Source organism: Streptantibioticus cattleyicolor NRRL 8057 = DSM 46488, assembly GCF_000240165.1.
Lineage (GTDB): Bacteria > Actinomycetota > Actinomycetes > Streptomycetales > Streptomycetaceae > Streptantibioticus > Streptantibioticus cattleyicolor.
This window is the reverse complement of the sequence record NC_017586.1, coordinates 2,999,136-3,025,759: the sequence shown is the minus strand read 5'-3', so window position 1 is coordinate 3,025,759 and position 26,624 is coordinate 2,999,136. Positions and strand designations below refer to the sequence as shown.

General features: G+C 74.1%; 24 protein-coding genes and 1 pseudogene. 15 read left to right on the top strand and 10 right to left on the bottom strand.

The features are described 5' to 3' along the window. Positions 1-13 precede the first annotated feature (13 nt). Together SCATT_RS13510 and SCATT_RS13505 are read right to left on the bottom strand one after the other, a co-directional pair. Entirely contained in the window at positions 14-1,471 is a 1,458-nt protein-coding gene (locus tag SCATT_RS13510; protein WP_014143624.1) for an ArsA family ATPase, read from the bottom strand. After that, positions 1,468-2,571, bottom strand: coding sequence for an ArsA-related P-loop ATPase (locus SCATT_RS13505; RefSeq protein ID WP_014143623.1), 1,104 nt, complete (start codon positions 2,569-2,571; stop codon positions 1,468-1,470). The genes SCATT_RS13510 and SCATT_RS13505 overlap by 4 nt, the downstream gene beginning before the upstream one ends. Positions 2,572-2,673: 102 nt before the next feature. Between SCATT_RS13505 and SCATT_RS37690 the strand changes: the two genes are divergently transcribed. From SCATT_RS37690 to SCATT_RS13490, 4 genes are all read left to right on the top strand, one after another. Further along, positions 2,674-2,832, top strand: coding sequence for a DUF4177 domain-containing protein (locus tag SCATT_RS37690; RefSeq protein WP_014143622.1), 159 nt, complete (start codon positions 2,674-2,676; stop codon positions 2,830-2,832). Positions 2,833-2,882: 50 nt separating this feature from the next. Next, the gene (locus SCATT_RS13500; protein WP_014628029.1) at positions 2,883-3,347 is read left to right on the top strand and encodes a RidA family protein; all 465 of its coding nucleotides are present in this window, start codon (positions 2,883-2,885) and stop codon (positions 3,345-3,347) included. 61 nt (positions 3,348-3,408) lie between these two features. Further along, positions 3,409-4,443, top strand: coding sequence for an NUDIX hydrolase (locus SCATT_RS13495; RefSeq protein ID WP_014143620.1), 1,035 nt, complete (start codon positions 3,409-3,411; stop codon positions 4,441-4,443). Beyond that, positions 4,440-5,264, top strand: coding sequence for an MBL fold metallo-hydrolase (locus SCATT_RS13490; protein WP_014143619.1), 825 nt, complete (start codon positions 4,440-4,442; stop codon positions 5,262-5,264). Before SCATT_RS13495 ends, SCATT_RS13490 begins: the two co-directional genes overlap by 4 nt. A 71-nt stretch (positions 5,265-5,335) precedes the next feature. Here SCATT_RS13490 and SCATT_RS13485 read toward each other — a convergent pair whose 3' ends face one another. Beyond that, complete coding sequence (locus SCATT_RS13485) at positions 5,336-6,010, bottom strand: Crp/Fnr family transcriptional regulator (protein ID WP_014143618.1); 675 nt, start codon at positions 6,008-6,010, stop codon at positions 5,336-5,338. Positions 6,011-6,269: 259 nt separating this feature from the next. Between SCATT_RS13485 and nth the strand changes: the two genes are divergently transcribed. Genes nth through SCATT_RS13470 form a run of 3 tightly spaced genes read left to right on the top strand, consistent with a single transcriptional unit; the run spans position 6,270 to position 9,139 of the window. Continuing rightward, the gene (gene nth / locus SCATT_RS13480; RefSeq protein ID WP_014143617.1) at positions 6,270-7,262 is read left to right on the top strand and encodes an endonuclease III; all 993 of its coding nucleotides are present in this window, start codon (positions 6,270-6,272) and stop codon (positions 7,260-7,262) included. Next, positions 7,259-7,927 carry an NUDIX hydrolase gene (locus SCATT_RS13475; protein WP_014143616.1) on the top strand — a complete coding sequence of 223 codons (669 nt, stop codon included), beginning with the start codon at positions 7,259-7,261 and terminating at the stop codon, positions 7,925-7,927. Before nth ends, SCATT_RS13475 begins: the two co-directional genes overlap by 4 nt. A gap of 12 nt (positions 7,928-7,939) precedes the next feature. Continuing rightward, entirely contained in the window at positions 7,940-9,139 is a 1,200-nt protein-coding gene (locus SCATT_RS13470) for a MarP family serine protease (RefSeq protein ID WP_014143615.1), read from the top strand. Between the two features lie 368 nt (positions 9,140-9,507). Here the strand turns inward: SCATT_RS13470 and SCATT_RS13460 are convergent, their stop codons facing one another. The 5 genes from SCATT_RS13460 to SCATT_RS13440 form a co-directional block, all read right to left on the bottom strand. Then, on the bottom strand, positions 9,508-10,428 hold the full coding sequence (locus SCATT_RS13460; RefSeq protein ID WP_014143613.1) for an alpha/beta fold hydrolase: 921 nt from the start codon (positions 10,426-10,428) through the stop codon (positions 9,508-9,510). Between the two features lie 28 nt (positions 10,429-10,456). Next, positions 10,457-10,921 (bottom strand): phage holin family protein, encoded by a 465-nt coding sequence (locus SCATT_RS13455; RefSeq protein ID WP_014143612.1) that lies wholly within the window; start codon positions 10,919-10,921, stop codon positions 10,457-10,459. A gap of 55 nt (positions 10,922-10,976) precedes the next feature. Then, on the bottom strand, positions 10,977-12,308 hold the full coding sequence (nhaA, locus tag SCATT_RS13450; protein ID WP_042507651.1) for a Na+/H+ antiporter NhaA: 1,332 nt from the start codon (positions 12,306-12,308) through the stop codon (positions 10,977-10,979). 188 nt (positions 12,309-12,496) lie between these two features. Beyond that, complete coding sequence (acs, locus tag SCATT_RS13445) at positions 12,497-14,503, bottom strand: acetate--CoA ligase (RefSeq protein ID WP_014143610.1); 2,007 nt, start codon at positions 14,501-14,503, stop codon at positions 12,497-12,499. Positions 14,504-14,741: 238 nt separating this feature from the next. Continuing rightward, positions 14,742-15,728: an ATP-binding protein gene (locus SCATT_RS13440; protein WP_014143609.1), complete on the bottom strand. Its 987-nt coding sequence runs from the start codon at positions 15,726-15,728 to the stop codon at positions 14,742-14,744. Positions 15,729-15,827: 99 nt separating this feature from the next. On the opposite strand from SCATT_RS13440, the gene SCATT_RS13435 reads away from it, so the two are divergent. Further along, on the top strand, positions 15,828-16,691 hold the full coding sequence (locus SCATT_RS13435; RefSeq protein WP_014143608.1) for a Fic family protein: 864 nt from the start codon (positions 15,828-15,830) through the stop codon (positions 16,689-16,691). Between the two features lie 369 nt (positions 16,692-17,060). Here the strand turns inward: SCATT_RS13435 and SCATT_RS13430 are convergent, their stop codons facing one another. Next, positions 17,061-17,930, bottom strand: coding sequence for an HAD family hydrolase (locus SCATT_RS13430; RefSeq protein WP_014143607.1), 870 nt, complete (start codon positions 17,928-17,930; stop codon positions 17,061-17,063). A 1,043-nt stretch (positions 17,931-18,973) separates the two neighbouring features. Here SCATT_RS13430 and ssd point away from each other — a divergent pair. The 7 genes and pseudogenes from ssd to SCATT_RS36400 form a co-directional block, all read left to right on the top strand. Then, complete coding sequence (ssd, locus tag SCATT_RS39530) at positions 18,974-20,023, top strand: septum site-determining protein Ssd (RefSeq protein ID WP_042507650.1); 1,050 nt, start codon at positions 18,974-18,976, stop codon at positions 20,021-20,023. Further along, positions 20,020-21,231: a TadA family conjugal transfer-associated ATPase gene (locus SCATT_RS13420; RefSeq protein ID WP_014143605.1), complete on the top strand. Its 1,212-nt coding sequence runs from the start codon at positions 20,020-20,022 to the stop codon at positions 21,229-21,231. The genes ssd and SCATT_RS13420 overlap by 4 nt, the downstream gene beginning before the upstream one ends. After that, complete coding sequence (locus SCATT_RS13415; RefSeq protein ID WP_014143604.1) at positions 21,228-22,172, top strand: type II secretion system F family protein; 945 nt, start codon at positions 21,228-21,230, stop codon at positions 22,170-22,172. The genes SCATT_RS13420 and SCATT_RS13415 overlap by 4 nt, the downstream gene beginning before the upstream one ends. Continuing rightward, positions 22,169-22,963, top strand: coding sequence for a type II secretion system F family protein (locus SCATT_RS13410; protein ID WP_014143603.1), 795 nt, complete (start codon positions 22,169-22,171; stop codon positions 22,961-22,963). The genes SCATT_RS13415 and SCATT_RS13410 overlap by 4 nt, the downstream gene beginning before the upstream one ends. Positions 22,964-23,026: 63 nt before the next feature. After that, positions 23,027-23,254, top strand: a complete 228-nt coding sequence (locus tag SCATT_RS13405; protein WP_014143602.1) for a DUF4244 domain-containing protein — start codon at positions 23,027-23,029, stop codon at positions 23,252-23,254. Continuing rightward, a complete protein-coding gene (locus tag SCATT_RS13400; protein WP_014143601.1) occupies positions 23,241-23,687 on the top strand; it encodes a TadE family type IV pilus minor pilin in 447 nt (148 codons plus the stop codon). Before SCATT_RS13405 ends, SCATT_RS13400 begins: the two co-directional genes overlap by 14 nt. After that, positions 23,684-23,974, top strand: a pseudogene (locus tag SCATT_RS36400) (Rv3654c family TadE-like protein); the annotation flags it as partial. The gene SCATT_RS13400 and the pseudogene SCATT_RS36400, both read left to right, overlap by 4 nt. A 63-nt stretch (positions 23,975-24,037) precedes the next feature. Here the strand turns inward: SCATT_RS36400 and SCATT_RS13395 are convergent. Then, positions 24,038-26,536 carry a DEAD/DEAH box helicase gene (locus tag SCATT_RS13395; protein WP_173405633.1) on the bottom strand — a complete coding sequence of 833 codons (2,499 nt, stop codon included), beginning with the start codon at positions 26,534-26,536 and terminating at the stop codon, positions 24,038-24,040. Between the last annotated feature and the right edge of the window lie 88 nt (positions 26,537-26,624).

Below are 26,624 nucleotides of genomic sequence, written 5' to 3'. Positions count from 1 at the left end.
GGCTGACCGTACGTCAGGCTACCGAGGTCACCGGGTCGCCGGCGGCCAGCCGTTCCCCGACCGCGCGCAGCCCGTCGAGGTCGTGCACATCGCCCGGGAGGGCGGCCACCTCGGCCACCGGGACGTCCGGGTGGACGGAGGCGAAACGTTCCCGGGCGCGGCGCTCGCGCACGGTCAACTGCATCCGGTCCGCGTGCAACCGCAGCAGACCGGCGGCGAGACCTTCCGCGGAGGGCTCACCCGTCGCGTCGGCGCCGGACACCGGAGCGTGGTGGCCGGAGGGGGTGGGAGAGCCGGGGGAGCCACCGTCGGGTGTGCCGTCGTCGCGGGTGCCACGGGGGTCACGGCCGGGGAGATCGCCGTGACCGGGGTCGTCGGAGCCGTCGCCGGGGGTGCGGCCGGAGGAGCGGCTTCCTCCAGTCTTCCCGTTGTGATGATCGACAATGCCGTCGTCCGGATGGGATTCCGCGTCCGCCGTGGCGTCGTCGTCCTCAACTCCGTTGACCAGCACCTGCGTTGACGGCTCGTCGAGCAGATCTTCCAGCGCCTCGGCCGCCGCGAGGGCGCGCTCCGCGGTCAGCGTGGTGGCGCCGCTGCCGTGCACCCGGTTGAGCACCAGCCCGGCCAGCGGCATCCGGTCGGCGGCCAGCCGCTCCACGAAGTACGACGCCTCGCGCAGCGCGTCCCGTTCCGGCGCCGCCACCACCAGGAACGCGGTGCCCGGCGCCTGGAGCAGCCGGTAGGTGGCGTCGGCCCGCTTGCGGAAGCCGCCGAACATGGTGTCCATCGCGGCCACGAAGGTCTGCACGTCCTGGAGGAGATGGGCGCCGACGACCTTGCTCAGCGCGCCGGTCATCATCGACATGCCGACGTTGAGGAACTTCATCCCGGCCCGGCCGCCCGCCTTGGCCGGCGCCATCAGCAGCCGGATGAACCTGCCGTCCAGGAACGAGCCGAGCCGGCCGGGCGCGTCCAGGAAGTCCAGCGCCGACCGGCTGGGCGGGGTGTCGACCACGATCAGGTCCCACTCGTCGCGCGCTCGCAACTGGCCCAGCTTCTCCATGGCCATGTATTCCTGGGTGCCCGCGAACCCGGCGGAGAGCGACTGGTAGAAGGGGTTGTCCAGGATCGCCTGGGCGCGCTGCGGATCGGCGTGCTGCTCGACGATCTCGTCGAACGTCCGCTTCATGTCCAGCATCATCGCGTGCAGCCGGCCGCCCGCCGACTCGTCCACCCCGGCCACCCGGCGCGGGGTGTTGTCGAGTTCGGTGAGCCCCATGGACTGGGCCAGCCGGCGGGCCGGGTCGATGGTGAGCACCACGACGGTACGGCCGCGTTCGGCCGCGCGGACGCCGAGCGCGGCGGCCGTGGTGGTCTTGCCCACCCCGCCCGAGCCGCAGCAGACGATGATCCGGGTGGCCGGGTCGTCCAGCAGCGGATCGATCTGGAGAGGCGGTGTCTCCCAGGTCATCGGCGCGACCCCCTGACGTCCCGTACGGCGGCGTCCGCGCCGCCGAAGCCCTGTGCGCGCAGCGACCTGGCCAGGGCGTAGACCCCGCCGACGTCCACCCCGTCCGGCAGCATGCGCAGTTCGAAAGTGGGCAGCCCGAGGGAGTCCAGGTCGGCGCGCTGCCGTCGTTCCAGCATCACCCGGCCGGCGTGCTCGCGGGCCTGCTCCAGCAGCGGGTCCACCAGGCGTTCGGCCAGGCCGCCGCGCCGGGCGCCGCCCAGTCCGGCCTGCGAGAGCGCCTTGGCCACCGCGGTACGCCGGGTGGCCGGGACGTCCTCGTCCAGCGCGACCGTCAGCGTCCGGTCGTCGAGGACCACCGGACGCACCATGTTGACCACCGCGGCGCCCACCGGCAGCCCCGCGGCCCGCAGCTCGGCGACGCCGTCCACGGTCTCCTGGACCGGCATCTCCTCCAGCAGCGTCACCAGGTGCACCGCGGTCTCGGCGGACTTGATGACCCGCATCACCGCCTGCGCCTGGTTGTATATCGGGCCGAACCGGGCGAGCCCGGCCACCTCGTCGTTGACGTTGAGGAAGCGGGTGATGCGTCCGGTGGGCGGGGCGTCCATCACCACCGCGTCGTAGGTGCGGGCGCCCGGGCGTTCCTTGGCGTGCGCGGGGTTGCGGCGCCGGACCGCCTCGCACGCCTTGCCGGTGAGCAGCACGTCGCGCAGCCCGGGGGCGATGGTGGTGGCGAAGTCGACCGCGCCGATCTTCTTCAGCGCCCGGCCCGCCCGGCCGAGCTTGTAGAACATCTCCAGGTAGTCCAGCAGGGCCAACTCGGGGTCGATGGCGAGCGCGTAGACCTCGCCGCCGGACCGCCGGCCACCGCCCTCCGCCGGGCCGGCCGGGCCGATGGCCACCTTTCGTTCCTCGTACGGCAGCGCCTCGGTCTCGAAGAGCTGGGCGATGCCCTGCCGCCCCTCGACCTCGACGAGCAGGACCCGTCTGCCCTCGGTCGCCAGGGCGAGCGCCAGTGCGGCGGCGACCGTGGTCTTACCGGTGCCGCCCTTGCCCGTGACGATGTGGAGCCTCGGGGAGGCTGTCTGCTGGGCGCTCACACATCCGAGCCTAACCAGTCGGGCCGGATGCCACGCACAGGGCCGCCCTCGACTGGGGGAGCGGACGCGTCCCGCCCCGGCCCGAAGCATTACAGTCGCCCCATGACCAAGTGGGAATACGCGACCGTGCCGCTCCTCGTGCACGCCACCAAGCAGATCCTCGACCAGTGGGGTGAGGACGGCTGGGAACTCGTCCAGGTCGTCCCCGGCCCGAACAACCCGGAGCAGCTGGTGGCGTACCTGAAGCGGCAGAAGTCATGAGCGCGTCGCGAAGCGACTCCGTTGAGGGTGGCGGTGGGCGACGGGAGGGCATGAGTGCCGTTGAGACGAGGATCGCGGAGCTGGGGCTGACGCTGCCCGAGGTCGTCCCGCCGCTCGCGGCCTACCAGCCGGCCGTGCGCTCCGGCTCCTTCGTCTTCACCTCCGGCCAGCTCCCCATGGTGGACGGTAAGCTGCCGGTCACCGGCAAGGTGGGCGCGGAGGTCACCGCGGAGGAGGCCAAGTCCCTCGCGGCGACGTGTGCGTTGAACGCGCTGGCGGCGGTCAAGACGGTCACCGGTGACCTGGACCGGATCGTGCGGGTGGTGAAGGTGGTCGGCTTCGTCGCCTCCGCCGCGGACTTCACCGGTCAGCCCGGGGTGATCAACGGCGCGAGCGAGCTGCTCGGGCAGATCCTCGGGGACAAGGGCGTCCACGCCCGCAGCGCGGTCGGCGTCGCGGTGCTGCCGCTGGACGCGCCCGTGGAGGTCGAGATCCAGGTGGAGATCGCCGGCTGACCCCCGGTCCCGGCCGGGACGTCCTCTCGAACATCGGCACGGCAGCGCATAGCATCCGGCCATGACGACGACCAAGGGCACGCCGCCGGGACCGGACGCACCGCGGTCCGGCGGCGCGCAGGCGGCTCCGGCCCAGGGGCCGGACGCGCGGTCCCGTTCCTCCCGTACCGCCAAGGGATGGTTCCCGCCCTCCTGGCCGGCCCGGATCCGGGCGCTGACGGAGGGCAGGCTCAACCCCGTCGAGCCGCGCCGGGCGGCCACCGTGCTGCTGCTGCGCGACGCCCCCGGCGGACCCCAACTCCATCTGCTGCGCCGGAGCGCCTCCATGGCCTTCGGCGCCGGCGCCTACGCGTACCCGGGCGGCGGGGTCGACCCGCGGGACGAACGCCCGGTGCGCTGGGCGGGGCCGGAACGGGAGGTGTGGGGCGGGCTGCTGGGGCTCGACCCGGTGTCGGCGCAGGCGGTGGTGTGCGCCGCGGTGCGGGAGACGTTCGAGGAGTCCGGGGTGCTGCTGGCCGGCCCCGACGCCTCCTCGGTGGTCGCCGACACCAGCGGTGACGGCTGGGAGGCCGACCGCCGGGCACTGGTCGGCCGGGAGCTCTCCTTCGCCGACTTCCTCGCCCGCCGCGACCTCGTCCTCCGCTCCGACCTGCTCGGGCCGTGGGCCCGCTGGATCACCCCGGAGTTCGAGGAGCGCCGCTACGACACCTGGTTCTTCCTCGCCGCGCTGCCGGCCGGGCAGCGCACCCGGGACGTCTCCGGCGAGGCCGACCGGGTGGCCTGGCTCTCCGCCGGTGCCGCGGTGGCCGGGTACGACCGCGGTGAGTTGCTGATGATGCCGCCGACCATCGCCACGCTGCGCGCGCTGCTGCCGTACGCCACCGTGGCCGACGCCTTCGCCTCCTGCGCCGGCCGGGACATGACGCCGGTGCTGGCCCGGGCTGAACTCGTCGGCGACGAGGTGGTGTTGCGCTGGCCCGGGCACGAGGAGTTCACCCGGCACGTGGAACGGGGCGGCGCGACGGATGACGGCGCCGTGCCGGGGCATCCGCACAGTGAGGACCCGACGACGCCAGCCCGAGGAGCCGAGTCATGACGGCCGCCATCCTGCCCGGTGCCCCGCAGCCCTCCGTCGGCGGCCCCGCCACCCCCCGCGCGGTCTGCGTGCTCGCCCCCAACCCGTCCCCGATGACGCTGGACGGCACCAACACCTGGATCGTCTCCGAGCCGGACTCGCCGCTCGCCGTGGTGGTCGACCCCGGCCCGCTGGACGACGCACATCTGCGCACCGTGATCCGTACCGCCGAGGAGGCCGGCAAGCGGATCGCGCTCACCCTGCTCACCCACGGCCACCCCGACCACGCCGCAGGGGCGGCCCGGTTCGCCGAGCTGACCGGCACCCGGGTACGGGCGTTGGACCCGGCGTTGCGGCTGGGGGAGGAGGGGCTGGCGGCCGGGGACGTGATCACCACCGGCGGGCTGGAGTTGCGGGTGCTGGCCACCCCGGGGCACACCGCCGACTCGCTCTCCTTCCACCTGCCCGCCGACGGCGCCGTCCTCACCGGCGACACCGTGCTGGGCCGGGGCACCACCGTGGTGGCCCACCCCGACGGCCGGCTCGGCGACTACCTGGACTCGCTGCGCCACCTGCGGACGCTCACCACGGACGGCGGCATCGAAACGATTCTGCCCGGCCACGGCCCGGTGCTGGACGACGCCCGGGGCGCCGTGGAGTTCTACCTGGCGCACCGGGCGAGCCGGCTGGCCCAGGTGGAGACCGCGGTGGAGGCCGGTCACCGCACCGCCGCCGAGGTGGTGGCGCACGTCTACGCCGACGTGGACCGCGCCCTGTGGCCCGCCGCCGAGCTGTCGGTGCGGGCCCAGCTGGACTACCTGCGCGAGCACGGCCTGATCTGACGGCACGGGCCGGGAACGGAAGCGGGCGGGCGGATGGTCTCCGCTCGCCCGTTCCCGCAGCGTCCGGTCGGTCAGCGCGACCGCTTGGCCAGCCGCTCGACGTCCAGCAGGATCACCGCGCGGGCCTCCAGCCGCAGCCAGCCGCGCTGGGCGAAGTCGGCCAGCGCCTTGTTGACCGTCTCGCGGGAGGCGCCGACCAGCTGGGCCAGCTCCTCCTGGGTCAGGTCGTGCACCACGTGGATGCCCTCGTCGGACTGGACGCCGAAGCGGCGCGACAGGTCCAGCAGGGCCTTGGCGACGCGGCCGGGGACGTCGGAGAAGACCAGGTCGGACATGCTGTCGTTGGTGCGCCGCAGCCGCCGGGCGATGGCCCGCAGCAGCGCCACGGCGACCTCGGGGCGGGCGTTCATCCACGGCTGGAGGTCGCCGTGGCCCAGGCCGAGCAGCTTGACCTCGGTCAGCGCGGTGGCGGTGGCGGTACGCGGGCCCGGGTCGAAGAGCGACAGCTCGCCGATCATCTCCGAGGGGCCGAGCACGGCCAGCATGTTCTCGCGCCCGTCCGGCGAGGTGCGGTGGAGCTTCACCTTGCCCTCGGTGACCACGTACAGGCGGTCACCCGGGTCGCCCTCGTGGAAGAGCGAGTCACCACGCGCGAGCGTGACCTCCGTCATGGAGGCGCGCAGCTCAGCGGCCTGCTCGTCGTCGAGCGCCGCGAAGAGCGGTGCGCGCCGCAGAACGTCGTCCACGAGGTCTCTCCTTGTTGACTTCCACCGACCGGGACCTGTCCCCATCATGCCGGACGGTAAAACAGTGCGATCAATCACAAGTGTGTCCTATGCCGGGCCCGGGGCGTGCGGCGGGGTCGAAATGGCCGGTCGCGGCGGTGCGGCCGGGGCGCCGTCATCGTGGTGGCCAAGGGCGGATCCGGGCGCCGAGCCTTAGGCTGGCCGGGTGCCTGATACGCCAAGTGCGCCGAGGAAGAAGCAAGATGGCGGATCCGTCCGGGTGACCGCCGCCCCGGATTCCGCTGTGAGCGAACAGCCTGCCCGTACGGCCGAAGCGGCTCCGCGCAAGCGCGCCCCGGGCGGGAAGGCGGCCCCCGCGAAGGCCCCCGCCAAGAAGGCCGCGCCGAGGAAGGCCGCCGCGAAGAGGCCCGCCGCCAAGCAGGCCCCCGCGGCGAAGGGCCCCGCGAAGAAGCCCGCGGCCAAGGCCGAGTCCCGTACCGCACTGGTCCGGCGGGCCCGGCGGATCAACCGCGAGCTGGCCGAGTTCTACCCGTACGTCCACCCCGAGCTGGACTTCGAGAACCCGTTCCAGTTGCTGGTGGCCACCGTGCTGTCGGCGCAGACCACCGATCTGCGGGTCAACATGACGACCCCGGCGCTCTTCGCCAGGTACCCCACCCCGGAGGAGATGGCGGCGGCCGATCCGCAGGAGCTGGAGGAGATCGTCCGGCCCACCGGCTTCTTCCGGGCCAAGGCCAGATCGCTGCTGGGGCTGTCGGCGGCGCTGCGTGACCGGTTCGGCGGCGAGGTCCCCGGGCGCCTGGAGGACCTGGTGACGCTGCCCGGGGTCGGGCGCAAGACCGCCAACGTGGTGCTCGGCAACGCCTTCGGTGTCCCGGGGATCACCGTGGACACCCACTTCGGCCGGCTCGCCCGCCGCTTCGGCTGGACCACCTCCGAGGACCCGGAGAAGATCGAGGAGGAGGTCGGCTCCCTCTTCCCGAAGTCGGAGTGGACGATGCTCTCGCACCGGCTGATCTTCCACGGCCGCCGCGTCTGCCACTCCCGCAAGCCGGCCTGCGGCGCCTGCCCGATCGCCCCGCTGTGCCCCTCCTACGGGGAGGGCGAGACCGACCCGGACAAGGCGCGCAAGCTGCTGAAGTACGAGCTCCAGCCGGGCGGCACCGGGCAGCGGCTCAAGCCGCCGCCGTCCTTCGTGGAGCACCAGAAGGCCGTCCACCAGCCGGTGGTCCCGGCGGGGGAGGGGGAATGACGACGGCCGGGTGCGATGTGCGCGGGCTGCCCGCCTGGCTGGCGCCGGTCGCCGAGGTGGCCGCGGTGCTGCCGCCGGAGGAGCTGAGCCGCTTCCTGCCGCCGGCCGACGGCGGGCGTCCGTCGGCCGTGCTGATCCTCTTCGGGGAGGGCCCGGACGGCCCGGAGCTGCTGCTGATGGAGCGCTCCCGGTCGCTGCGCTCGCACGCCGGCCAGCCCTCGTTCCCCGGCGGCTCCCTCGATCCGCAGGACGGCGACCCGGAGGGCGAGGGTCCGGTCCGGGCCGCGCTGCGCGAGGCGTGCGAGGAGACCGGGCTGGACCCGGCCGGGGTGCAGATCTTCGGGGTGCTGCCCCGGCTCTACATCCCGGTCAGCGGCTTCGTGGTCACCCCGGTGCTCGGCTGGTGGCGGGAGCGCAGCCCGGTGCGGGTGGTCGATCCGGCCGAGACGGAACGGGTCTTCACCGTCCCCGTCGCCGAACTCGCCGATCCGGGCAACCGGGCGATGGTCACCCACCCCAGCGGCCACCGCGGCCCGGCCTTCCTCGTGTGCGATGTCCTGGTATGGGGCTTCACCGCCGAACTCATCGACCGCATCCTGTACTTCAGCGGCTGGGAGCGGGAGTGGGACCGGGAAAGGGAAGTCCCGCTGGCCCGTCGTACGTGAGACGGTATCCCGGTGAACGCGCTGGACGTCCTGCTCTTGCTCGCCGCCGTGTGGTTCGCCGTGATCGGCTACCGGCAGGGATTCGTGGTGGGCATCCTGTCGGTGCTGGGTTTCCTCGGGGGCGGTCTCGCCGCGATCTACGTCCTCCCCGTCATCTGGGACGGGGCGATGGGCAACGCCACCCCGGGGACGTTCAGCGCGATCATGGCCGTGGTGGTCGTGATCGTCTGCGCCTCGGTGGGACAGGCGTTCACCACGCACCTGGGCAACAAGGTGCGCACCCGGATCACCTGGTCCCCGGCGCGGGCGGTGGACGCCACCGGCGGCGCGCTCGTCAACGTGCTGGCGATGCTGCTGGTGGCCTGGCTGATCGGCTCCGCGCTGGCCGGCACCGCGCTGCCCACCATCGGGCGTGAGGTACGCGCCTCCAAGGTGCTCACCGGGGTCTCCCGGATGATCCCGCAGCGCGCCGACATGTGGTTCGCCGACTTCTCCTCGGTGCTGGCGCAGAACGGCTTCCCGCAGGTGTTCACCCCGTTCTCCAGCGAGCCGATCGCCCCGGTGCCGGCCCCCGACCCCAGGCTCGCCACCGCCCCCGCGGCGCTCCGCGCCGAGCGCAGCATCGTCAAGGTCACCGGCACCGCCGGCGGCTGCGGCAAGCTGCTGGAGGGCAGCGGCTTCGTCTTCGCCCCGCACCGGGTGATGACCAACGCCCACGTGGTCGGCGGGGTCACCGATCCGGTGGTCCAGGTCGGCGGCGAGGGCCCCACGTACCAGGGCAAGGTCGTGCTCTACGACTGGCAGCGGGACATCGCCGTGCTGGACGTGCCCTCGCTCGACGCCCCCGCCCTCGACTTCGTCGGCCACCCCGCGCACAGCGGCGACGGCGCCATCGTGGCCGGCTTCCCGGAGAACGGCGGGTACGACGTGCGGGCCGCCCGGGTCCGCGCCCGCATCCAGCCGCACGGCCCGGACATCTACCACCGCGGCAACGTCAGCCGTGACGTCTACTCGCTCTACACCACCGTCCGCCAGGGCAACTCCGGCGGCCCGCTGCTCACCCCGGACGGCGAGGTCTACGGCGTGGTCTTCGCCAAGTCGCTCGACGACGACCGCACCGGCTACGCGCTCACCTCGCACGAGGTACGCACCGACGTCGCCGCGGGCCGGACCGCGGCACGCCCGGTGGACACCCAGGGATGCGCGCTGTGATCCGGCCCGCGCCGAACGGGCGGTGAGATCGGGTCGGCGGGGGAAGGCCAGGTCAGCCGCGTGTCGTGTGGCGCAACCGGGCGCTCACCCAGCGAGCGCGGCGCCGCAGGATGTGCGGAATGGCCAGCAACTGCTCCTGGTCGTAGCGGACCGTCCCGGGCGTCGGCCGACGCGTAGCGGCGGTGCCCCGGTGGTCGCTTGATACGTCACGGTAGTCGTGCGTCCAGCCCATACCGAGCTACGTGCCCGCACCGCAAGGTCGGTAACCACCAGCGCCTCGCTCATTCGGCTTATGCGTCCGGCATTTGGCTGACGGTCGTACGGTGAGATGGCGTGATGGTCGCACCGGTGGTCTTCCGGGGCGGCGGTCAGCGGTCGGGTTCGGGGTCCTTGAGCCAGTTGACCAGCTCGGTGGAGAACGCCAGCGGGTCCTCCTCGTGCGGGAAGTGGCCGAGGCCGTCGAAGAGCCGCCAGCGGTAGGGCGCCTCCACGTACTCCCCGGAACCGGCCGCGCTGCGGATGCGCATCACCGGGTCGAGCGAACCGTGCAGATGGAGCGTGGGCACCCGCACCGGCCGTTTCATCCTGCGGTAGAACTGCATCCCGTCCGGCCGCGCCATCGAGCGCATCAGCCAGCGGTACGGCTCGATCGAGCAGTGCGCGGTGGAGGGGATCAGCATCGCCTGCCGGTAGGCGCGCAGCGCCTCCTCCTCCGGCGGCCGGGGCCCCGACCAGTCCTGGATCAGCCGCCCCACCAGCGCCGCGTCGTCCACCGTCAGCCGCCGCTCTGGCAGCCACGGCCGCTGGAAGCCCCAGACGTGCGAGCTGTCCGCGCTCTGCCGGACGTCCCTCAGCATCGCCGCCCGCCACCGGCGCGGATGCGGCATCGAGGCCACCGCCAGCCGGCGCACCAGCTTGGGGCGCATCACCGCCGCCGTCCACGCCAGGTAACCGCCCAGGTCGTGGCCGACCAGCGCGGCGTCGGCCTCGCCCAGCGACCTGATCACCCCGGTCACGTCGAGCGCCAGGTTGCCCGGGTCGTACCCGCGCGGGGTGCGGTCGCTGCCGCCGACGCCGCGCAGGTCCATCGCCACGGCGCGGAACCCGGCCTCGGCCAGCGCGGTCAGCTGGTGCCGCCACGTCCACCAGAACTGCGGGAAGCCGTGCAGCAGCAGGACCAGCGGACCGTCGCCCAGCTCGGCGATGTGGAAGCGGGCGCCGTTGGCCGCCACGTCCCGGTGCGTCCACGGGCCTTCGAGGCGGATCCCCGACGAGTCAACGTCCGTCATGTCCGAGAGCGTGTCACAATCGGCGCCTTCACGCGTGCTCGGCGGGGGCCGGGGCTGCTTCCCTGTGGCCCTGCGCCGGTACGGCACCGCGCGGGTGCGGCTTGACGGTGCCCAGGACGGCGGCGGTCTGCCGGGCCGAGGCGATGGACCGCTCCGGCTTCTTGACCTTCTTGAACTTGGCCACCGCGAAGAGCCCCAGGACCGCCGCGAGCGCCAGGTAGGCGCCCCCCACGATCAGGAACGACCAGGCGAGCCCGAGCCCGAGGTTGTGGATGCCGTACGCGGCGGCGAAGCTCAGCACCGGCAGCGCGAAGAGCGCCAGCACCCCGGCCGCGGTGATCGCGCCGCCGCCGATCCCGGCGCGCTTGACGTCCTGCCGCAGCTCGGCCTTGGCCAGCGCGATCTCGTCGTGCACGAGGGCGGACATCTCCGCCGTGGCCTGGGCGACCAGTTGGCCCAAGCTGCGCTCGTCGGCCTGGTCGGCTGCGCTCATCGCGTCCTCCGTCGTGTGCGGTTGGTGGTCGAGGGGTGACCGTGCTACCCCTCGATCATGCCGGACCGTCCTGCGGTCGCGTGCCCCGGCGGGTCACTTCCGCGAGCCTGCGGTGCTCGGCGGCCCTGGCCTCGTGGATCGCCGCCATCCTCAGGTGGTACGCCGGATCTCCTTGCGCGTACACGTCCGGGACGCCGTCCCGGTCCTCGTCCCGTTCCTCCTCCTCGACGAGCCGGCGGTACCGGGTGTTGCGCAGCTTGAGCACCACGCAGGCGGCGATCGCCGAGGCCAACGAGCCCACCAGCACCGCCGCCTTGACCTCGTCGGCGAGCACCGGGTCGACGGGAAAGGCCAGTTCGCCGATGAGCAGCGACACGGTGAAGCCGATGCCGCCCAGGCAGGCCACCGCGAACACGTCGGCCCAGGCCAGTTCGGGACCGAGCGCGGCCCGGGTGAAGCGCGCGGTCAGCCACGATCCGCCGAAGACCCCGAGGATCTTCCCGGCGAAGAGCCCCAGCACCACCCCGACCGTCTCCGGCGCGGTGAAGACCGCGTGCAGCGCCGCGCCGGAGACCGGCACCCCGGCCGCGAAGAGCGCGAACAGCGGCACCGCGAGCCCCGCCGAGACCGGACGCACCAGGTGCTCCACCCGCTCCCCCCGCCCGGTCGGCAGCGCCAGCCCCATCGCCACCCCCGCGATGGTCGCGTGCACCCCGCTGCCGTGCGTCAGCCCCCACACCACCACGGCCAGCGGTACGTACACGTACCAGCCGCGCACCCCCTTGCGCAGCAGCAGCCGGAAGAGCACCAGCCCGGCGACGGCGAGCCCCAGGTACACCGGACGGATCGTGGCGGTGTAGGCGACCGCGATGATCACGATGGCGAACAGGTCGTCCACCACCGCCAGCGTCAGCAGGAAGGCGCGCAGCGCGGCCGGGAGCGCGGTGCCGAGGACGGCCAGGACGGCGAGCGCGAAGGCGATGTCGGTGGCGGTCGGCACCGCCCAGCCGCGCAGGTCACCGCCGTGGGTCCCGCCCACGGCCAGGTAGGTCAGGGCCGGGCAGAGCATCCCGCACACCGCGGCGGCCACCGGCAGCACCGCGGCGGCCGGCGAACGCAGCTCCCCGGTGGTCAGCTCGCGCTTGAGCTCGATCCCGGCGACGAAGAAGAAGACGGTGAGCAGTCCGTCGGTGCACCAGTGGGCGACCGACAGACGCAGATGGACGGCGCCGGGGCCGAAGGCGAAGTCCCGCACGGCCGCGTAGCCGTGCCGCGCCGGGGTGTTGGCCAGCACCAGCGCCACCACGGCGGCGATCAGCAGCAGCACCCCGCCCACGGTCTCGGTGCGCAGCGCGTCGGCCACGAAGTTGCGTTCCGGCAGCGGCATCCGCCCCAGGAAGACGGTGCGGTGGCGGACCGACGGCTCGGAGTGCGCCACGGTGACCTCCGGTCGGGCTCGGCGGCGCGCGCGGCGGCCGTTACCGGCGCACGGGCACGCATGGCCACCATAAGCGCGCCGGGGGCGCCCGGCATGTCGCCGGGCGCCCCCGTAACGCCTCGCTCACCCGCCCGGGGTCAGTCCTCGCTGGGCGCGCTGGGCAGCTTGGCCTGGATCAGCTCCATGACGGTGGAGTCGGTGAGGGTGGTGACGTCGCCGAGGGCGCGGTTCTCCGCCACGTCCCGCAGCAGCCGGCGCATGATCTTGCCGGAGCGGGTCTTGGGCAGCTCCGCGACGGTCATGATGCGCTTGGGCTTGGCGATCGGGCCGAGGGTGCGGCCGACGTGGTCGCGCAGTTCGGCCACGAGCGCGTCGCCCTCGTCGGCGGCGGCGCCCCGCAGGATGACGAAGGCGCAGATGGCCTGGCCGGTGGTGGCGTCGGTGGCGCCGACCACCGCGGCCTCGGCCACCTTGGGGTGCGAGACCAGGGCCGATTCCACCTCGGTGGTGGAGATGTTGTGGCCGGAGACCAGCATGACGTCGTCCACCCGGCCGAGCAGCCAGATGTCCCCGTCCTCGTCCTTCTTGGCGCCGTCCCCGGCGAAGTAGAGCGGGACGCGGGTCTCGCCGCCGTCCGCGTCGGTGGCCCGGCGCGCGAAACGGGACCAGTAGGTGTCCAGGTAGCGCTGCTCGTCGCCCCAGATGGTGCGCAGCATCGACGGCCACGGCTCGGTGACCACCAGGTAGCCGCCGGAACCGTTGGGCACCTCGGCGCCGTTGTCGTCCACCACGGTGGCGCTGATGCCGGGCAGCGCGCGCTGGGCGGAGCCGGGCTTGGTCTCGGTGACCCCGGGCAGCGGGCTGATCATGACGGAGCCGGTCTCCGTCTGCCACCAGGTGTCCACGACCGGCGTCCGGCCGGCCCCGATCTTCTCCCGGTACCAGACCCACGCCTCCGGGTTGATCGGCTCGCCGACCGACCCGAGGACCCGCAGCGAGGACAGGTCGTAGCGGGCCGGGATCTCGTCGCCCCACTTCATGAACGTCCGGATCGCGGTGGGCGCGGTGTACAGGATGGTGACCCCGTACTTCTGCACGATCTCCCAGAACCGGCCCTGGTGCGGGGTGTCCGGGGTGCCCTCGTACATCACCTGGGTGGCGCCGTTGGCCAGCGGTCCGTAGACGATGTAGGAGTGGCCGGTGACCCAGCCGATGTCCGCGGTGCACCAGTAGACGTCCGACTCCGGCTTGAGGTCGAAGACGGCGTGGTGGGTGTAGGCCGCCTGGGTGAGGTAGCCGCCGGAGGTGTGCAGGATGCCCTTGGGCTTACCCGTGGTGCCCGAGGTGTACAGGATGAACAGCGGGTGCTCGGCCGGGAACGGCTGCGCGGTGTGCGTGGCGGACTGACGTCCCGTCACCTCGTGCCACCACAGGTCGCGCCCCTCGGTCCACTCGACCTCCTGCGCGGTACGGCGGACCACGAGAACATGGCGGACGCCCTCGGTGCCGGGCCGGGTCAGCGCCTCGTCCACGGCGGGCTTGAGCGCCCCGGGCTTGCCGCGCCGCCAGCCTCCGTCGGCGGTGATGACCACCTTGGCGTCGGCGTCCTGGATCCGGGTGGCCAGCGCGTCGGCGGAGAAGCCGCCGAAGACCACCGAGTGCGGCGCCCCGATCCGGGCGCAGGCCAGCATGGCCACCGCCGCCTCCGGGATCATCGGCAGGTAGATGGCGACCCGGTCGCCCGCCTCGACCCCCAGCTCGGTCAGCGCGTTGGCCGCCCTGGCGACCTCCTCCTGGAGCTCGGCGTAGGTGATCGAGCGGCTGTCGCCCGGCTCGCCCTCGAAGTGCAGGGCGACCCGGTCCCCGCGGCCCGCCTCGACGTGCCGGTCCACGCAGTTGTAGGCCACGTTGAGCCGGCCGTCCGCGAACCACTTGGCGAACGGCGGGTTGGACCAGTCCAGGGTCTCGGTCGGCTCGACCGCCCAGTCCAGGCGGCGGGCCTGCTCGGCCCAGAAGCCCAGCCGGTCGCCGGCGGCCTTCTCATAGGCGTCGCCGGTCACGTTGGCGGTCGCGGCCAGCTCCGCCGGGGGCGCGAAGCGCCGCTCCTCCCGCAACAGATTGGCCAGGCTCTCGTTGCTGCTCACGCCATACTCCCTTTGTCCGCTTGGCCGCGGGATGTCCCTCGGGTGTTGCCATTTGTCCCAGGGCATAGCTCATCAGTCCAGGCGGCGGCTGACAAGGGCTCTCCGGCAATTGGTTTAGACCTGTTGGGGGCTCCCGGCTCCGCTGCCGGGTGCAGCCTGCCCTCGGCGCCCCGGCGCGACACACCGGTATGGGCCATCGGGAGGCGGCCGGGGTCTTCCCCGGCCGCCTGCCGGTGGGTCAGGAAGCCTGGGCCGCGGCGAGCGCCTCGTCGAGCACGAACTCCGGGTCGACCTGGGCGGCGAGGTCGGTGCCGGTCCGCGCGTTCCCCCACATCTCCGCGTTGCGCAGGTGGAAGTGGACCATCTGGCGCGTGTAACGGGCCCAGTCGCGCCGCTCGTAGCGGGCGTCCACCGCGTCGTGCAGCGTCCGCAGCGCCCGCCGGTCGGCCTCCGCCAGGTGGTCGAACGGCTGCGGGCGCCCCTTCTCCATCGCCCGCACCCACTCGGAGTGACCCACCGTCACCAACAGGTCGTCACCCACCTCGTCCCGCAGGAACGCCAGGTCGTCCGGGCCCTGCACCTTGTTGCCGATCACCCGCAGCGCCACGTCGAAGTCCCGGGCGTACTCCTTGTACTGGCGGTACACGGCCACCCCCTTGCGGGTCGGCTCGGCCACCAGGAACGTCATGTCGAAGCGGGTGAACATCCCCGAGGCGAACGAGTCGCTGCCGGCCGTCATGTCGACCACCACGTACTCGTCCCGGCCGTCCACCAGGTGGTTCAGGCACAGCTCCACCGCGCCGACCTTGGAGTGGTAGCAGGCCACGCCCAGGTCCGACTCGTTGAACGGCCCGGTCACCATCAGCCGTACCGGGCCACCGTCCAGCTCGACGGTGCGCGCGCAGGCGGCGTAGACCGGGTTCTCCTCGGTGACCCGCAGCAGGCGGGAGCCGCGGCCGGGCGGGGTCGTCTTGATCATCGTCCCGGCGGAGGCGATCCGCGGGTTGGCGCCGCGCAGGTACTCCTTGATCTCCGGCAGATGCGCACCCATCGCGGGCAGCGCCGCGGCCTCCCGCTCGTCGAGGCCGAGGGCCGGCCCGAGGTGCTGGTTGATGTCGGCGTCCACGGCGACGACCGGACGGTGAGCGGCTGCGAGGTGGCGGATGAACAGCGACGAGAGCGTGGTCTTGCCGCTGCCCCCCTTGCCGACGAATGCGATCTTCATGTTCAACAACTTAAGGGCGGAAGCGCCGACCGTGCTCGGTCCACGTGAAGAAGACCACTCGATCGAGGGGTTCGGGCTCCGAGTGCGTAGTGTCGTCCCATGGGTAACAATGCCGATCCGCTCGCCGTGCTGGGCTCGCTGCCCGGGGTGCCCGACGCCGTGGAGACGGTGCGCCGGGCCGTGGACCAGGTGTACGGCCACCGGGTGATGCGCCGTCGCTCCAACGAGGTGGCCTCGGAGGCGGCGCTGCGCGGTGCCCGCGGTTCCGCCGCGCTCGCCGGTGCCGACTGGGCGCTGGAGGAGGTACGGCGGCGCAGCGACTTCAGCGCCGACCCCGAGGCGCGGACGGTCGGCGCCGCGCTGCGGCTGACGGCCGAGGCGGGTCAACTGCTCAGCGTCTGGCGGCAGTCACCGGTGCAGGTGCTGGCCCGGCTCCACCTGGTGGCGGCCGGGGTGGACGCGGCGGCACCGGGGGCCCCGGACGCGGCGGGCGCCGGTGCGGCGGCGGACCGGGTCGGGCGCCCCCGGCTCGCCGGTGAGACGGTGGACGAGGACCCGTTGATCGCGCTGGCGTTGCCGGACGCGGACGAGGTGGCCGGCCGCCTCGACGGGCTCGCCGGACTCCTGCTGGCCGGGACGGAGGCCCCCGCCCTCGTGGTGGCCGCCGTGGTCCACGGTGAGCTGCTGGCGCTGCGCCCGTTCGGCTCCTACAACGGTCCGGTGGCCCGCGCGGCCCAGCGGATCGTCCTGGTCGGCAGCGGTCTCGACCCCAAGTCCATCTGCCCCGCCGAGGTCGGCCACGCCGAACTGGGCCGGGCCGAGTACGCCAAGGCCCTGGAGGGCTACGTCTCCGGCACCCCCGACGGCATGGCCCGCTGGATCGGTCACTGCGCCGAGGCCGTCGCCCTCGGCGCCCGGGAGAGCACGGCCGTCTGCGAGGCGCTCCAGCGCGGCGCGGCCTGAGCCGTCCCGGGCCGGGGGCCCGCGGACAAGGATGCGGCGGTACCCGTGGGGGTACCGCCGCTGGCACGAACGTCGGGTGACCATGCGTGCACTGTGCTGCCCATCAGGTCGGGATCTTTCCGCCCGGTACCTGGTGTGGCTCACCCGGTCAGCGGGCCGGCTTCGCGTGGGTGCCCGGCGCCCGTGCATGCGGTCCGTGGGGCCTGTCCGACGGGGTTCCTCTCGGATGTCCGTGGTCTCGCGGGCCGTTGCTTCCTTTCTACCTCCGGCTCCGGGGAAGCGGAAGGGCCGCCTACGGTTCTTTACTTTCGCTCTCAATCGACCACCGGTCCGCCGCGCCGTGCCGGGGCCCGCCGGACCCGGCCGGGGTCAGCGCGGCGCCGACGGGGACCGGCGCGCGGCCGTCGTCAGCGCCCCCGCGAACGGGCGCCGGCGGCGGGAGACGTACCAGACCAGCCCGGCCGTCAGCACCGCCGTGCCCACCGCGGCGAACGCCGCCAGCACCGGGCGGCTGGGCATGGACGGGATGCGCTGCCGCAGCCGCACCGGCCGGTTGAAGGTGAGCACGGGCCAGCCCCGGGTGACCGCCTCGCGACGCAGCGCCCGGTCGGGGTTGACCGCGTAGGCGTGGCCGACCGCCTCCAGCATCGGCACGTCGGTGGCGGAGTCGCTGTACGCGTAGCAGCGGCTCAGGTCGTACCCCTCGGAGGCGGCGAGCTCGGCCACCGCCTGGGCCTTGGTATCGCCGTACGCGTAGTACTCCACCTCGCCGGTGTAGCGGCCGTCCTCCACCACCATGCGGGTGGCCACCACGTGGTCGGCGCCGAGCATCGCCCCGATCGGCTCGACCACCTCGGCACCCGAGGTGCTGACGATCACCACGTCCCGCCCGGCCGCGTGGTGCCGCTCGATCAGCGACGCCGCCTCGTCGTAGATGAGCGGGTCGATGAGATCGTGCAGTGTCTCCGCCACGATTTCCCGCACCTGTTGCACGTTCCAGCCCCGGCACAGCGCCGACAGGTACTCGCGCATCCGCTCCATCTGATCGTGGTCGGCGCCGCCGAGCAGGTAGACGAACTGCGCATATGCGGTACGCAGCACGGCCCGGCGGTTGATCAGGCCACCGTGGTAGAAGGACTTGCTGAAGGCCAGCGTGCTCGACTTCGCGATGACCGTCTTGTCGAGATCGAAGAAGGCGGCGGTGCGCGGCAAGGAGTGGTTTTCCACGGTGACGAGCATAGGCACCCACCATTCGGCGTAAGCTGAGGCGCGTGGGTTTGCCTGAGAAGCCTCTCGGGTACACCATGGAAGTCACGGATCGTTCGCGACCGTGCTAACCCGGTCCGGCTCCTCCCCCCCCGAGTCGGCCGTGGGGACGACCCCCGCTCTCCCCCCCGGCGGGGGTCGTCGCATGTCCGGATACTTTTCCGGCCTCCTGTCCGGTTCCCGGACGTCGCTTCCTTGATCATTCTGATGGCTCCCTCCCCTACCTGTTACCAGCACTACGGGTGACGGAGCGTAATCGTTGCGCCAACGGAGATAAGTCACCCATGTGGGTGACGTAGTTATCCACAAGCGCTGAGTTATCCCCTGTTTTCCACCAAGATCATCCCGATTCCCCGGCCGCCTTCATCGTGAGTACCGCGAGATACGCGACGTCACGAACGGCACACGAGGCGGTCATGAGCGAATCGAAGGCAGGCAACGGCTTCACCCCGACCCGTAACGCGGACGAGCACGGCCGTTACGGAAGTGGCCATCGTGGTAACCGGAGACCTCCCGGTGACCCGGGTGAGATCCGCCACTCGACACCCGATGTCCACCCGATCTCCACCCCCCGATCTCCCGATGCCGGATATCGAGCGCTATCCCCGGAGAAGCCGGGTAATGGGCCGACCGGTGCGGGTGTGGACGTCGGTCCCGGCGCCGGGCCCGGCGCCGGTGCGGGCGCGGATGTCGGTCTCGGCTCCGACATCGATGACACGGATGTGGTCGTCGGCCACGTGGACGACGACGCGGCTCTGCCGTTGGCGGCGTCCGAGGGCCATCGGGACGTCCGGTTCGCGCCGTGGCCTGTGGTGTCGCGGAGCGGGACGGGCGATGCCGACGTGGCCCGTGCCACCGGGGTCGCCTCCGCGGCCGGGGCGGCGGGCCGTGACCTCGGCCGGGCGGGGCGGTCGCGGGCACGGCGCCCGGCACCCGCCGTCCCACCGGCGCGTTCCGACGAACCGCCACCGGTTCCCTCCGGCCGCCCCGCATCCGAGTCGGTCCCGGGTGGGCCGCTGATCGTCACCGAGGACGAGGACCTGCTCGACGATCTGCTGCGGCTGTGCGCGGCGGCCGGGGCCGAGCCCGAGGTGTCCTTCGGGCCGCCCGCCCGGCCGGGCAGCTGGTCGACGGCGCCGCTGGTCCTGGTCGGCGACGACTGCGCCCACCGGGTCCGCGGTGTGGTGCGCCGCCCCGGCGTGCTGCTCATCGGCCGCGACCTGGACGACCAGGACGTCTGGCGCCGCGCCGTCGACCTCGGCGCCGACCACGTTCTCTTCCTCCCCGACGCCGAACCCTGGCTGGTCGACCGGATCGCCGACGCCGCCGAGTCCGTCGGGGAGCCCGCGCTCACCATCGGCGTGGTCGGCGGCCGGGGCGGTGCCGGGGCCAGCACGCTGGCGTGCGCCCTCGCGGTGACCTCCGCCCGGCAGGGCCGGCGCACCATGCTCATCGACGGCGATCCGCTCGGCGGCGGCCTCGACGTGCTGCTCGGCGGCGAACGCGCGGGCGGTCTGCGCTGGCCCGACCTGGCCGCCTCCGAGGGCCGGGTGAGCAGCGGCGCCCTGGAGGAGTCGCTGCCCAAGCTGCACGACCTGAGCGTGCTCAGCTGGGACCGCGGCGATTCGGTGGTCATCGGCCCGGAGGCGATGCGCTCGGTCCTCGGTGCCGCCCGGCGGCGCGGCGGGGTGGTCGTCGTCGACCTGCCACGCCGGCTCGACGAGGGCGTGGTGGAGGCGCTCGCCCAGATCGACGTGGGGCTGCTCGTCGTCCCGGCGGAGCTGCGCGCGGTGGCCGCCGCCGACCGGGTGGCGTCCCGGATCGGCATGGTCCTGTCCGATCTGCGTGTCGTGGCCCGTGGGCCGTTCCCGCCCGACCTCGGCGACGAGGAGATCGCCCGGCTGCTCGGCCTGCCGCTGGCTGGTTCGCTGCCCCGGGAGAAGGGGCTGCGGGAGGCGGTGGACGGCGGTGAGCCGCCGGGCGGTGGTGGACGCGGTCCGCTCGCCGCCTTCTGCTCCGCCTTCCTCGACGGCGCCCTGGCCGGCCGCGGGAGCGTGACCCCGTGACCGCCCGCCAGGTACGCGGACGCCGGCCGGTGGCCCCCGACGGCCTCGCGGACGGCACGGCGCTGCTGGAGGCGGTACGGCTCAGGCTCGCCGAGTCCGGTCACGAACCCACCCCGGCCAGGGTCGCCGCCGCGCTGCGGGCGCAGGGACGGCTGCTCGGCGACACCGCGGTGCTGGGGGTTGTCGGCGAACTGCGCTCCGAGATGGTCGGCGCCGGTCCGCTGGAGCCGCTGCTCGCGCTGCCCGGGGTCACCGACGTCCTGGTCAACGGCCCGGACGAGGTCTGGATCGACCGCGGCGGCGGGCTGGAACGCACCGAGGTACGGTTCCGCGACGCGGCGGCGGTGCGGCGGCTCGCCCAGCGGCTGGCCACGGTCGCCGGACGGCGGCTCGACGACGCCCGCCCGTGGGTGGACGCCCGGCTGCCGGACGGCACCCGGCTCCACGCGGTGCTGCCGCCCGTCGCCGTCGGCGCGCCCTGCCTGTCACTGCGCGTCGTGCGCGCCCGCGCCTTCACCCTGGACGAGCTGACCGACGCGGGCAGTCTGGACGCCGAGGCCGCCGCGCTGCTGCGAGCCGTGGTGGACGCCCGGCTGTCCTTCCTGATCAGCGGCGGCACGGGCAGCGGCAAGACCACGCTGCTGTCCACTCTGCTCGGGCTGGTCGGGCCGGACGAACGCATCGTGCTCGCCGAGGACTCCGCCGAACTGCGCCCGGCCCACCCCCACGTCGTCCGCCTGGAGACCCGCCCGGCCAACCAGGAGGGCGCCGGCCGGGTGACCCTGCGTGACCTGGTCCGTCAGGCGCTGCGGATGCGCCCGGACCGGCTGGTCGTCGGCGAGGTGCGCGGCCCCGAGGTGCTCGACCTGCTGGCGGCGCTCAACACCGGTCACGAGGGCGGCTGCGGCACGGTGCACGCCAACGCCGCCTGTGACGTCCCGGCCCGGCTGGAGGCCCTCGGCTCGACCGCCGGGCTGGAACGGGCCGCGCTCCACAGCCAGCTCGCCGCCGCGCTGTCGGTCGTGGTCCACCTGGCCCGGGACCGTTCGGGCCGGCGCGGGCTCGCCGAGATCCATGTGCTCCGGCGCGACGCGCAGGGCCTGGTGGCCACCGTTCCTGCGCTCGTCCGCGACCCCGGCGGCGGCTACCGGCGCCGGGCGGGCTGGCCGCGTTTCGCCGCCCTGTGCGAGCGGGGGGCCGGGGCATGACGGCCACGCAGGGTCAGATCGTCGCCGCCTGGTGCGCGGTGGTGGGCGCGGTCGCGGCGGTGTTGTCGCTGCGGCGGCAGGAGGAGACGCTGCGGCGCGCCCGGCTGCTGCTCGCGCCGGGTGCCGTCCCGCCGGCCGGCCCTTCCTCACCGGCCGCCTGGGTCAGGGACGTTCTCGTCCGGGCCAGGGCGCGTGTCGAGCGGCGGTACCGGGTGCGGCTGGGCCACGAGTTGTGGTGTCTGCCCGCCGGGCTGGCGCTGGGTCTGGCGGGGCGGTCTCCGCTGCCGGTGGTGGCCGCGGTGTTCGCCACGCCGTACGTGGGGCGGGCGTTGCGGATCCGTCGGCGGGCGGCGGCCATGGAGCGGCGGCAGCGGGCGGTGGCCGAGCTGTGCGCCACGGTCGCCGGGGACCTGCGGGCCGGACGGCCGCCGGACGCGGCGCTGGCGGACGCGGTGGAGCGCTCCCGTGCCCTCGGCCCCGCCGCGTCCGGCGGCTGGGTCACCCCGCTGCTGGCAGCGGCCCGCTTCGGCGGTGACGTGGCGGGGGCGTTGCGCACGGCCTCCCGGCAGCCGGGTGCCCAGGGCCTCGCCGCCGTCGCCGCCTGCTGGGAGGTAGCGGTGGACGGCGGTGCCGGGCTCGCCGACGGACTCGACCGGCTGGCCGCCGCGCTCCGGGCGGAACTGGACCAACACGAGGACCTGCGCGCCCAGTTGGCCGGGCCGCGGGCGACCGCGGTGCTGCTCGCCCTGCTCCCCGCGCTGGGCCTCGGCCTCGGCTGGGCCATGGGCGCCGATCCGTTCGGGGTGCTGTTGCGGACCCCGCCGGGGCTCGGCTGCCTGGCCGTGGGCGGAGCGCTGGAGTGGGCCGGGCTGGCCTGGACGGCCCGGATCGTACGGGCGGCGCAGGACGCGGCGGGCGTTCCGGGGAGTGGGGCGGCATGAGCGCGGAAGTTATCCACAGGCTGGGGATTGTCGCGCTGCTCGGCGTAGCGGTGGCGTGGCCGGCGGTCGTGGTCCTCGGCGCCCGGCGGCGGCGTGCCGCACGACTGCGCCGGGAAGCGCTGTTCGGGGCGGGCCGGCCGGTTCCGGCGCGCCGTCCGCGCCGCTCGCCGTGGCACGCGGGGCCGCGCTGGTCCGACCTGCGAGGGTTGGCCGTCACCGTGGCCGTGGCGATCGCGGTGGGCCTGCTCGTCGGCGGCCCGGCCGGTCTCGGGGCGGCGGTGGCGGCCGGGTTCGGCGTACGGCGTTGGCAGCGGCGCCGCACGGCACGCGCCGACCCCGAGACGGCGTCGATCGCCCGGCAACTGCCGCTCGCCGCCGACCTGTTGGCGGCCTGCCTGGACGCGGGCGCGGCACCCTCGGCGGCGGCCGAGGCGGTGGGGCGCACGCTGGACGGCCCGCTGGGCGGTGCGTTGCGGCAGGCAGCGGCGGAGTTGCGGCTCGGGGGCGAACCGGCGCGTTGCTGGGCGAGGTTGGCGATCGCCCCGGGCGCGGACCGGCTCGCCGACTGGATGACCCGCGCCGCGACGACCGGGGTGCCGCCCGTCTCGGCGGTCGCCCGGCTCGCCGCCGAGAGCCGTGCCGCCCGCACCAGGGCGGCCGGTGCCGCGGCCCGCAAGGCCGCGGTCGTCGCCACTGCCCCGTTGGCCCTGTGCTTCCTCCCCGCCTTCCTCGCCGTCGGCGTCGTCCCGGTGGTCATCGGGCTGGCCCGCACCCTCACGCACCCGGGCTGACGGCGGCCCGGCACCAGGACCAGAACACGGCACACCAGCCGATCACCAGAAACGGAGAGACTCATGAACACGGCAACGCGATTGATCCGGATCACCGTCGCACGGACCCGGCGCCGGTTCCGCGCGGTACGCACGGCGGCGGGCGACGCCGGTATGACCACCGCCGAGTACGCCATGGGCACCTTCGCGGCCGTCGGGCTCGCCATCGTGCTCTACAAGGTGGTCACCGGCGGCTCGATCGGCGCGATGATCGAGGGCGTCATCAAGAAGGCCCTCGATGCGCACTTCTGACCGGGGACGGGCCGGCCCGCGCCGCCCGTCCCCCCAGCGCCCGGGGGCCGGTCGCGCGGACGCCGGTTACGTCACCGCCGAGACGGCTGTCGTGGTGCCCGTGCTGCTGCTCTTCACCGCGATGCTGCTGTGGGGGCTGACGGCCGCGGCGGCGCAGATCCGGTGCGTGGACGCGGCCCGGGCCGGCGCCCGGGCGGCGGCCCGCTCGGAACCGCCGGCCGAGGCCACCGGAGCGGCCGTCGCGGCGGCACCGCCCGGCGCCGAGGTCTCGGTGCGGCGGGACGGTGACCTGATGCGGGTCCGGGTCACCGCGCGGTCGCTGGGGCCGGGGAGGCTGGCGGGGCTGCTGTCCCTCACCGTCGGCGCCGAAGCGGTGGCCGAGGCGGAGGACACGGTCGGGGCGGAGGACACCGCCGGGGCGGAGGGCACATGAGGGGCATCGGGACCGGGAGCGACCGGGGGTCGGCCACCGTGTGGGCGGTCGTGGTCACCGGGACGTTGTGCGCCGTGTTCGCCTCGGTGCTGGCGCTGGGCCAGGTGGTGGCGGCCCGGCACCGGGCGGGCGGCGCGGCCGATCTGGCCGCTCTGGCGGCGGCCGACCGCGCGCCGGACGGGCCCGGCGGTGCCTGCGGCGCGGCGGCCCGGGTGGCGGCGGCCCAGGGGGCGCGGCTGGTGTCCTGCGCGCTGACCGGCGAGGTCGCCGACGTGGTGGCCGAGGTCTCCGGGGCGCTGCCGTCGTGGCTCGCCGGGCCGGCCAGGGTCAGGGCGCGGGCCGGTCCGCCATCAACCGGCCCCGGCGGGGGCGTCCGCCAGCAGGCGGTCGAGCACCCGTACCGAGGCCGCCTTGTCCAGCGGGTCGTTGCCGTTGCCGCACTTGGGCGACTGGATGCACGAGGGGCAGCCGAACTCGCACTCGCAGGCGGCGATCGCCTCGCGGGTCGCGGTCAGCCACGCCCTGGCGGTGCGGAAGGCGCGTTCGGCGAAGCCGGCCCCGCCCGGATGGCCGTCGTAGACGAAGACGGTGGGCAGCCCGGTGTCGGGGTGGAGCGGGAAGGAGACCCCGCCGATGTCCCAGCGGTCGCAGGTGGCGAAGAGCGGCAGGATGCCGATGGAGGCGTGTTCGGCCGCGTGCAGGGCGCCGGGCAGTTCCTCGGGGTGGATCCGGGCCTCGTCCAGCTGGTCGTCGGTGAGCGACCACCACACCGCGCGGGTGCGCAGCGTCTGCGGCGGCAGGTCGAGCCGGGTCTCGCCGAGCACCTCTCCGGTGATCAGCTTGCGGCGCAGGTAGGAGACCACCTGGTGGGTGACCTCCACGGAGCCGAAGCAGAGCCGGTCCGGCCCCCAGGGGCGCTCGGTCTCGGTGTCCAGGATGGTGATCGCCGTGGTGTCGCGGGCCATCGTGGAGTAGGGCGGGTCGGCCTCCTCGACCAGGGCCACGTCGTCGTCCAGGTCGAGCCGGCGCACCAGGTAGGTGCGGCCCTGGTGCAGGTGGACGGCGCCCTCGTGGACGGTGGCGTGCGCGGCGGAGGCGTCCACGGTGCCCAGCAGCCGTCCGGTGTCCGCCTCGACGACCTGCACCGGACGGCCGCCCTCGCCGCGGATGTCGGTGAGGTCGGCGGCCCGTTCCCGGCGCGTCCAGAACAGCGCCTCCCGGGGTCCGGCGGCGGCCTGTTCGGCCCGGGACGGGGGCGGCAGCGGGCGGCGCCGCAGCAGTCCGCGCTTCTCCAACTGCGGCACCAGCCCGGCCGCCTCGGGGCCGAAGAGCGCCAGGTCGGCGTCGGTCAGCGGGATCTCGGCCGCGGCGGCGCACAGGTGCGGGGCGAGCACGTAGGGGTTGTCGGGGTCGAGCACGGTGGACTCGACGGGCCGGGCGAAGAGCGCCTCGGGGTGGTGGACGAGATAGGTGTCCAGCGGATCGTCCCGGGCGACGAGCACGGCGAGCGCGCCCTGTCCGGCCCGCCCGGCGCGTCCGGCCTGCTGCCACAGCGAGGCCCGGGTGCCCGGATAGCCGGCCAGCAGTACGGCGTCCAGACCGGAGACGTCCACGCCCAGTTCCAGGGCGGTGGTGGAGGCGAGTCCCAGCAGCCGGCCGCTGTGCAGATCGGCCTCGATGGCCCGGCGTTCCTCCGGCAGATAGCCACCGCGATATGCGCCCACCCGGGACGGCAGCGAGCGGTCGACCTCGGCCAGCCGGTCCTGGGCGAGGAGCGCGATCAGTTCGGCGGCGCGCCGGGAACGTACGAAGGCGACCGTACGGGTGCCCTGGACGACCAGATCGGTGAGGAGTTCGGCCGATTCGGCGGTGGCGGTGCGGCGTACCGGGGCGCCGCGCTCACCGCTCAGTTCGGTCAGCGGCGGCTCCCACAGCGCGAAGACCAGTTCGCCGCGGGGTGAGGCGTCCTCGGTGACCTCGGTGACCGGCACCCCGGTGAGCCGGGAGGCGGCCTGGGCCGGGTCGGCCACGGTGGCCGAGGCGAGCAGGAAGACCGGATCGGCGCCGTACCGGGCGCACACCCGGCGCAGCCGCCGCACCACCTGGGCCACGTGCGACCCGAAGACGCCGCGGTAGGTGTGGCACTCGTCGATGACCACGTACCGCAGCCGGCGCAGGAAGGAGGACCAGCGGGCGTGGCCGGGGAGGATCCCGCGGTGCAGCATGTCCGGGTTGGTGAGCAGGTAGTTGGCGTACTGGCGCGCCCACTCGCGTTCCTCGTACGGCGTGTCGCCGTCGTGGACGGCGGCCCGGACGGCGGTGCCCAGCGGGGCCGCCAGGGCGGACACGGCCCGCCGCTGGTCGGCCGCGAGGGCCTTGGTCGGGGCGAGGTAGAGGGCGGTGGCGCCGCGGATGCCGGGGTCGCGGGCCGCGCCGCCCCGCCTGGTCGGGCCGCGCGCTCCGGTCCCGGTCGCGCCCGCGGCGGGGGTGCCTCCCGCACCGGCCGCCTCGTCGGCGCCGTCGAGCAGGGCGCTGAGCACCGGCGCGAGGTAGGCGAGGGACTTGCCGGAGGCCGTTCCGGTGGCGACCACGACCGACTCGCCGCGCACCGCGTGGGCGGCGACCCGGGCCTGGTGCTCCCACGGACGGACGATGCCCGCCACGCGTATCGCGTCGATCACTTCCGAGCGGATTTGATCAGGCCAATCGGCATGCCGTCCAGGTCTCGGGGGCAAGTGCTCGGTATGAGTGATGCGCGCGGCGCGGCCTGCCCTGGAGGCGAGAGTGTGCAGGGTCGTGGCGGGGGCCGGGCGGCCGGACGCCGACTGCGGGAGAGGATCGTGGGCCATTGACACTCAGTGTGTCACCGGCGTGACGGACAATCGCCGTAAGGCGTCGTGCGCGCCCGCCGGTAAGTGATTGAATGCCAACGCGGCT

Coding starts and splice junctions, on each gene's coding strand:
- nhaA (WP_042507651.1), bottom strand. CDS start 12,308: ATGCCGCTGCCGGAACGCAACTTCGTGGCCGACGCGCTGCGCACCGAG.
- SCATT_RS13440 (WP_014143609.1), bottom strand. CDS start 15,728: ATGAAGATCGCATTCGTCGGCAAGGGGGGCAGCGGCAAGACCACGCTC.
- SCATT_RS13415 (WP_014143604.1), top strand. CDS start 21,228: ATGACGGCCACGCAGGGTCAGATCGTCGCCGCCTGGTGCGCGGTGGTG.
- SCATT_RS13495 (WP_014143620.1), top strand. CDS start 3,409: ATGACGACGACCAAGGGCACGCCGCCGGGACCGGACGCACCGCGGTCC.
- SCATT_RS13410 (WP_014143603.1), top strand. CDS start 22,169: ATGAGCGCGGAAGTTATCCACAGGCTGGGGATTGTCGCGCTGCTCGGC.
- SCATT_RS13430 (WP_014143607.1), bottom strand. CDS start 17,930: ATGCTCGTCACCGTGGAAAACCACTCCTTGCCGCGCACCGCCGCCTTC.
- SCATT_RS13475 (WP_014143616.1), top strand. CDS start 7,259: ATGACGACGGCCGGGTGCGATGTGCGCGGGCTGCCCGCCTGGCTGGCG.
- SCATT_RS13400 (WP_014143601.1), top strand. CDS start 23,241: ATGCGCACTTCTGACCGGGGACGGGCCGGCCCGCGCCGCCCGTCCCCC.
- SCATT_RS13500 (WP_014628029.1), top strand. CDS start 2,883: ATGAGTGCCGTTGAGACGAGGATCGCGGAGCTGGGGCTGACGCTGCCC.
- SCATT_RS13435 (WP_014143608.1), top strand. CDS start 15,828: ATGGGTAACAATGCCGATCCGCTCGCCGTGCTGGGCTCGCTGCCCGGG.
- SCATT_RS13455 (WP_014143612.1), bottom strand. CDS start 10,921: ATGAGCGCAGCCGACCAGGCCGACGAGCGCAGCTTGGGCCAACTGGTC.
- SCATT_RS13395 (WP_173405633.1), bottom strand. CDS start 26,536: ATGGCCCACGATCCTCTCCCGCAGTCGGCGTCCGGCCGCCCGGCCCCC.
- SCATT_RS13510 (WP_014143624.1), bottom strand. CDS start 1,471: ATGACCTGGGAGACACCGCCTCTCCAGATCGATCCGCTGCTGGACGAC.
- SCATT_RS13405 (WP_014143602.1), top strand. CDS start 23,027: ATGAACACGGCAACGCGATTGATCCGGATCACCGTCGCACGGACCCGG.
- SCATT_RS13490 (WP_014143619.1), top strand. CDS start 4,440: ATGACGGCCGCCATCCTGCCCGGTGCCCCGCAGCCCTCCGTCGGCGGC.
- SCATT_RS37690 (WP_014143622.1), top strand. CDS start 2,674: ATGACCAAGTGGGAATACGCGACCGTGCCGCTCCTCGTGCACGCCACC.
- SCATT_RS13460 (WP_014143613.1), bottom strand. CDS start 10,428: ATGACGGACGTTGACTCGTCGGGGATCCGCCTCGAAGGCCCGTGGACG.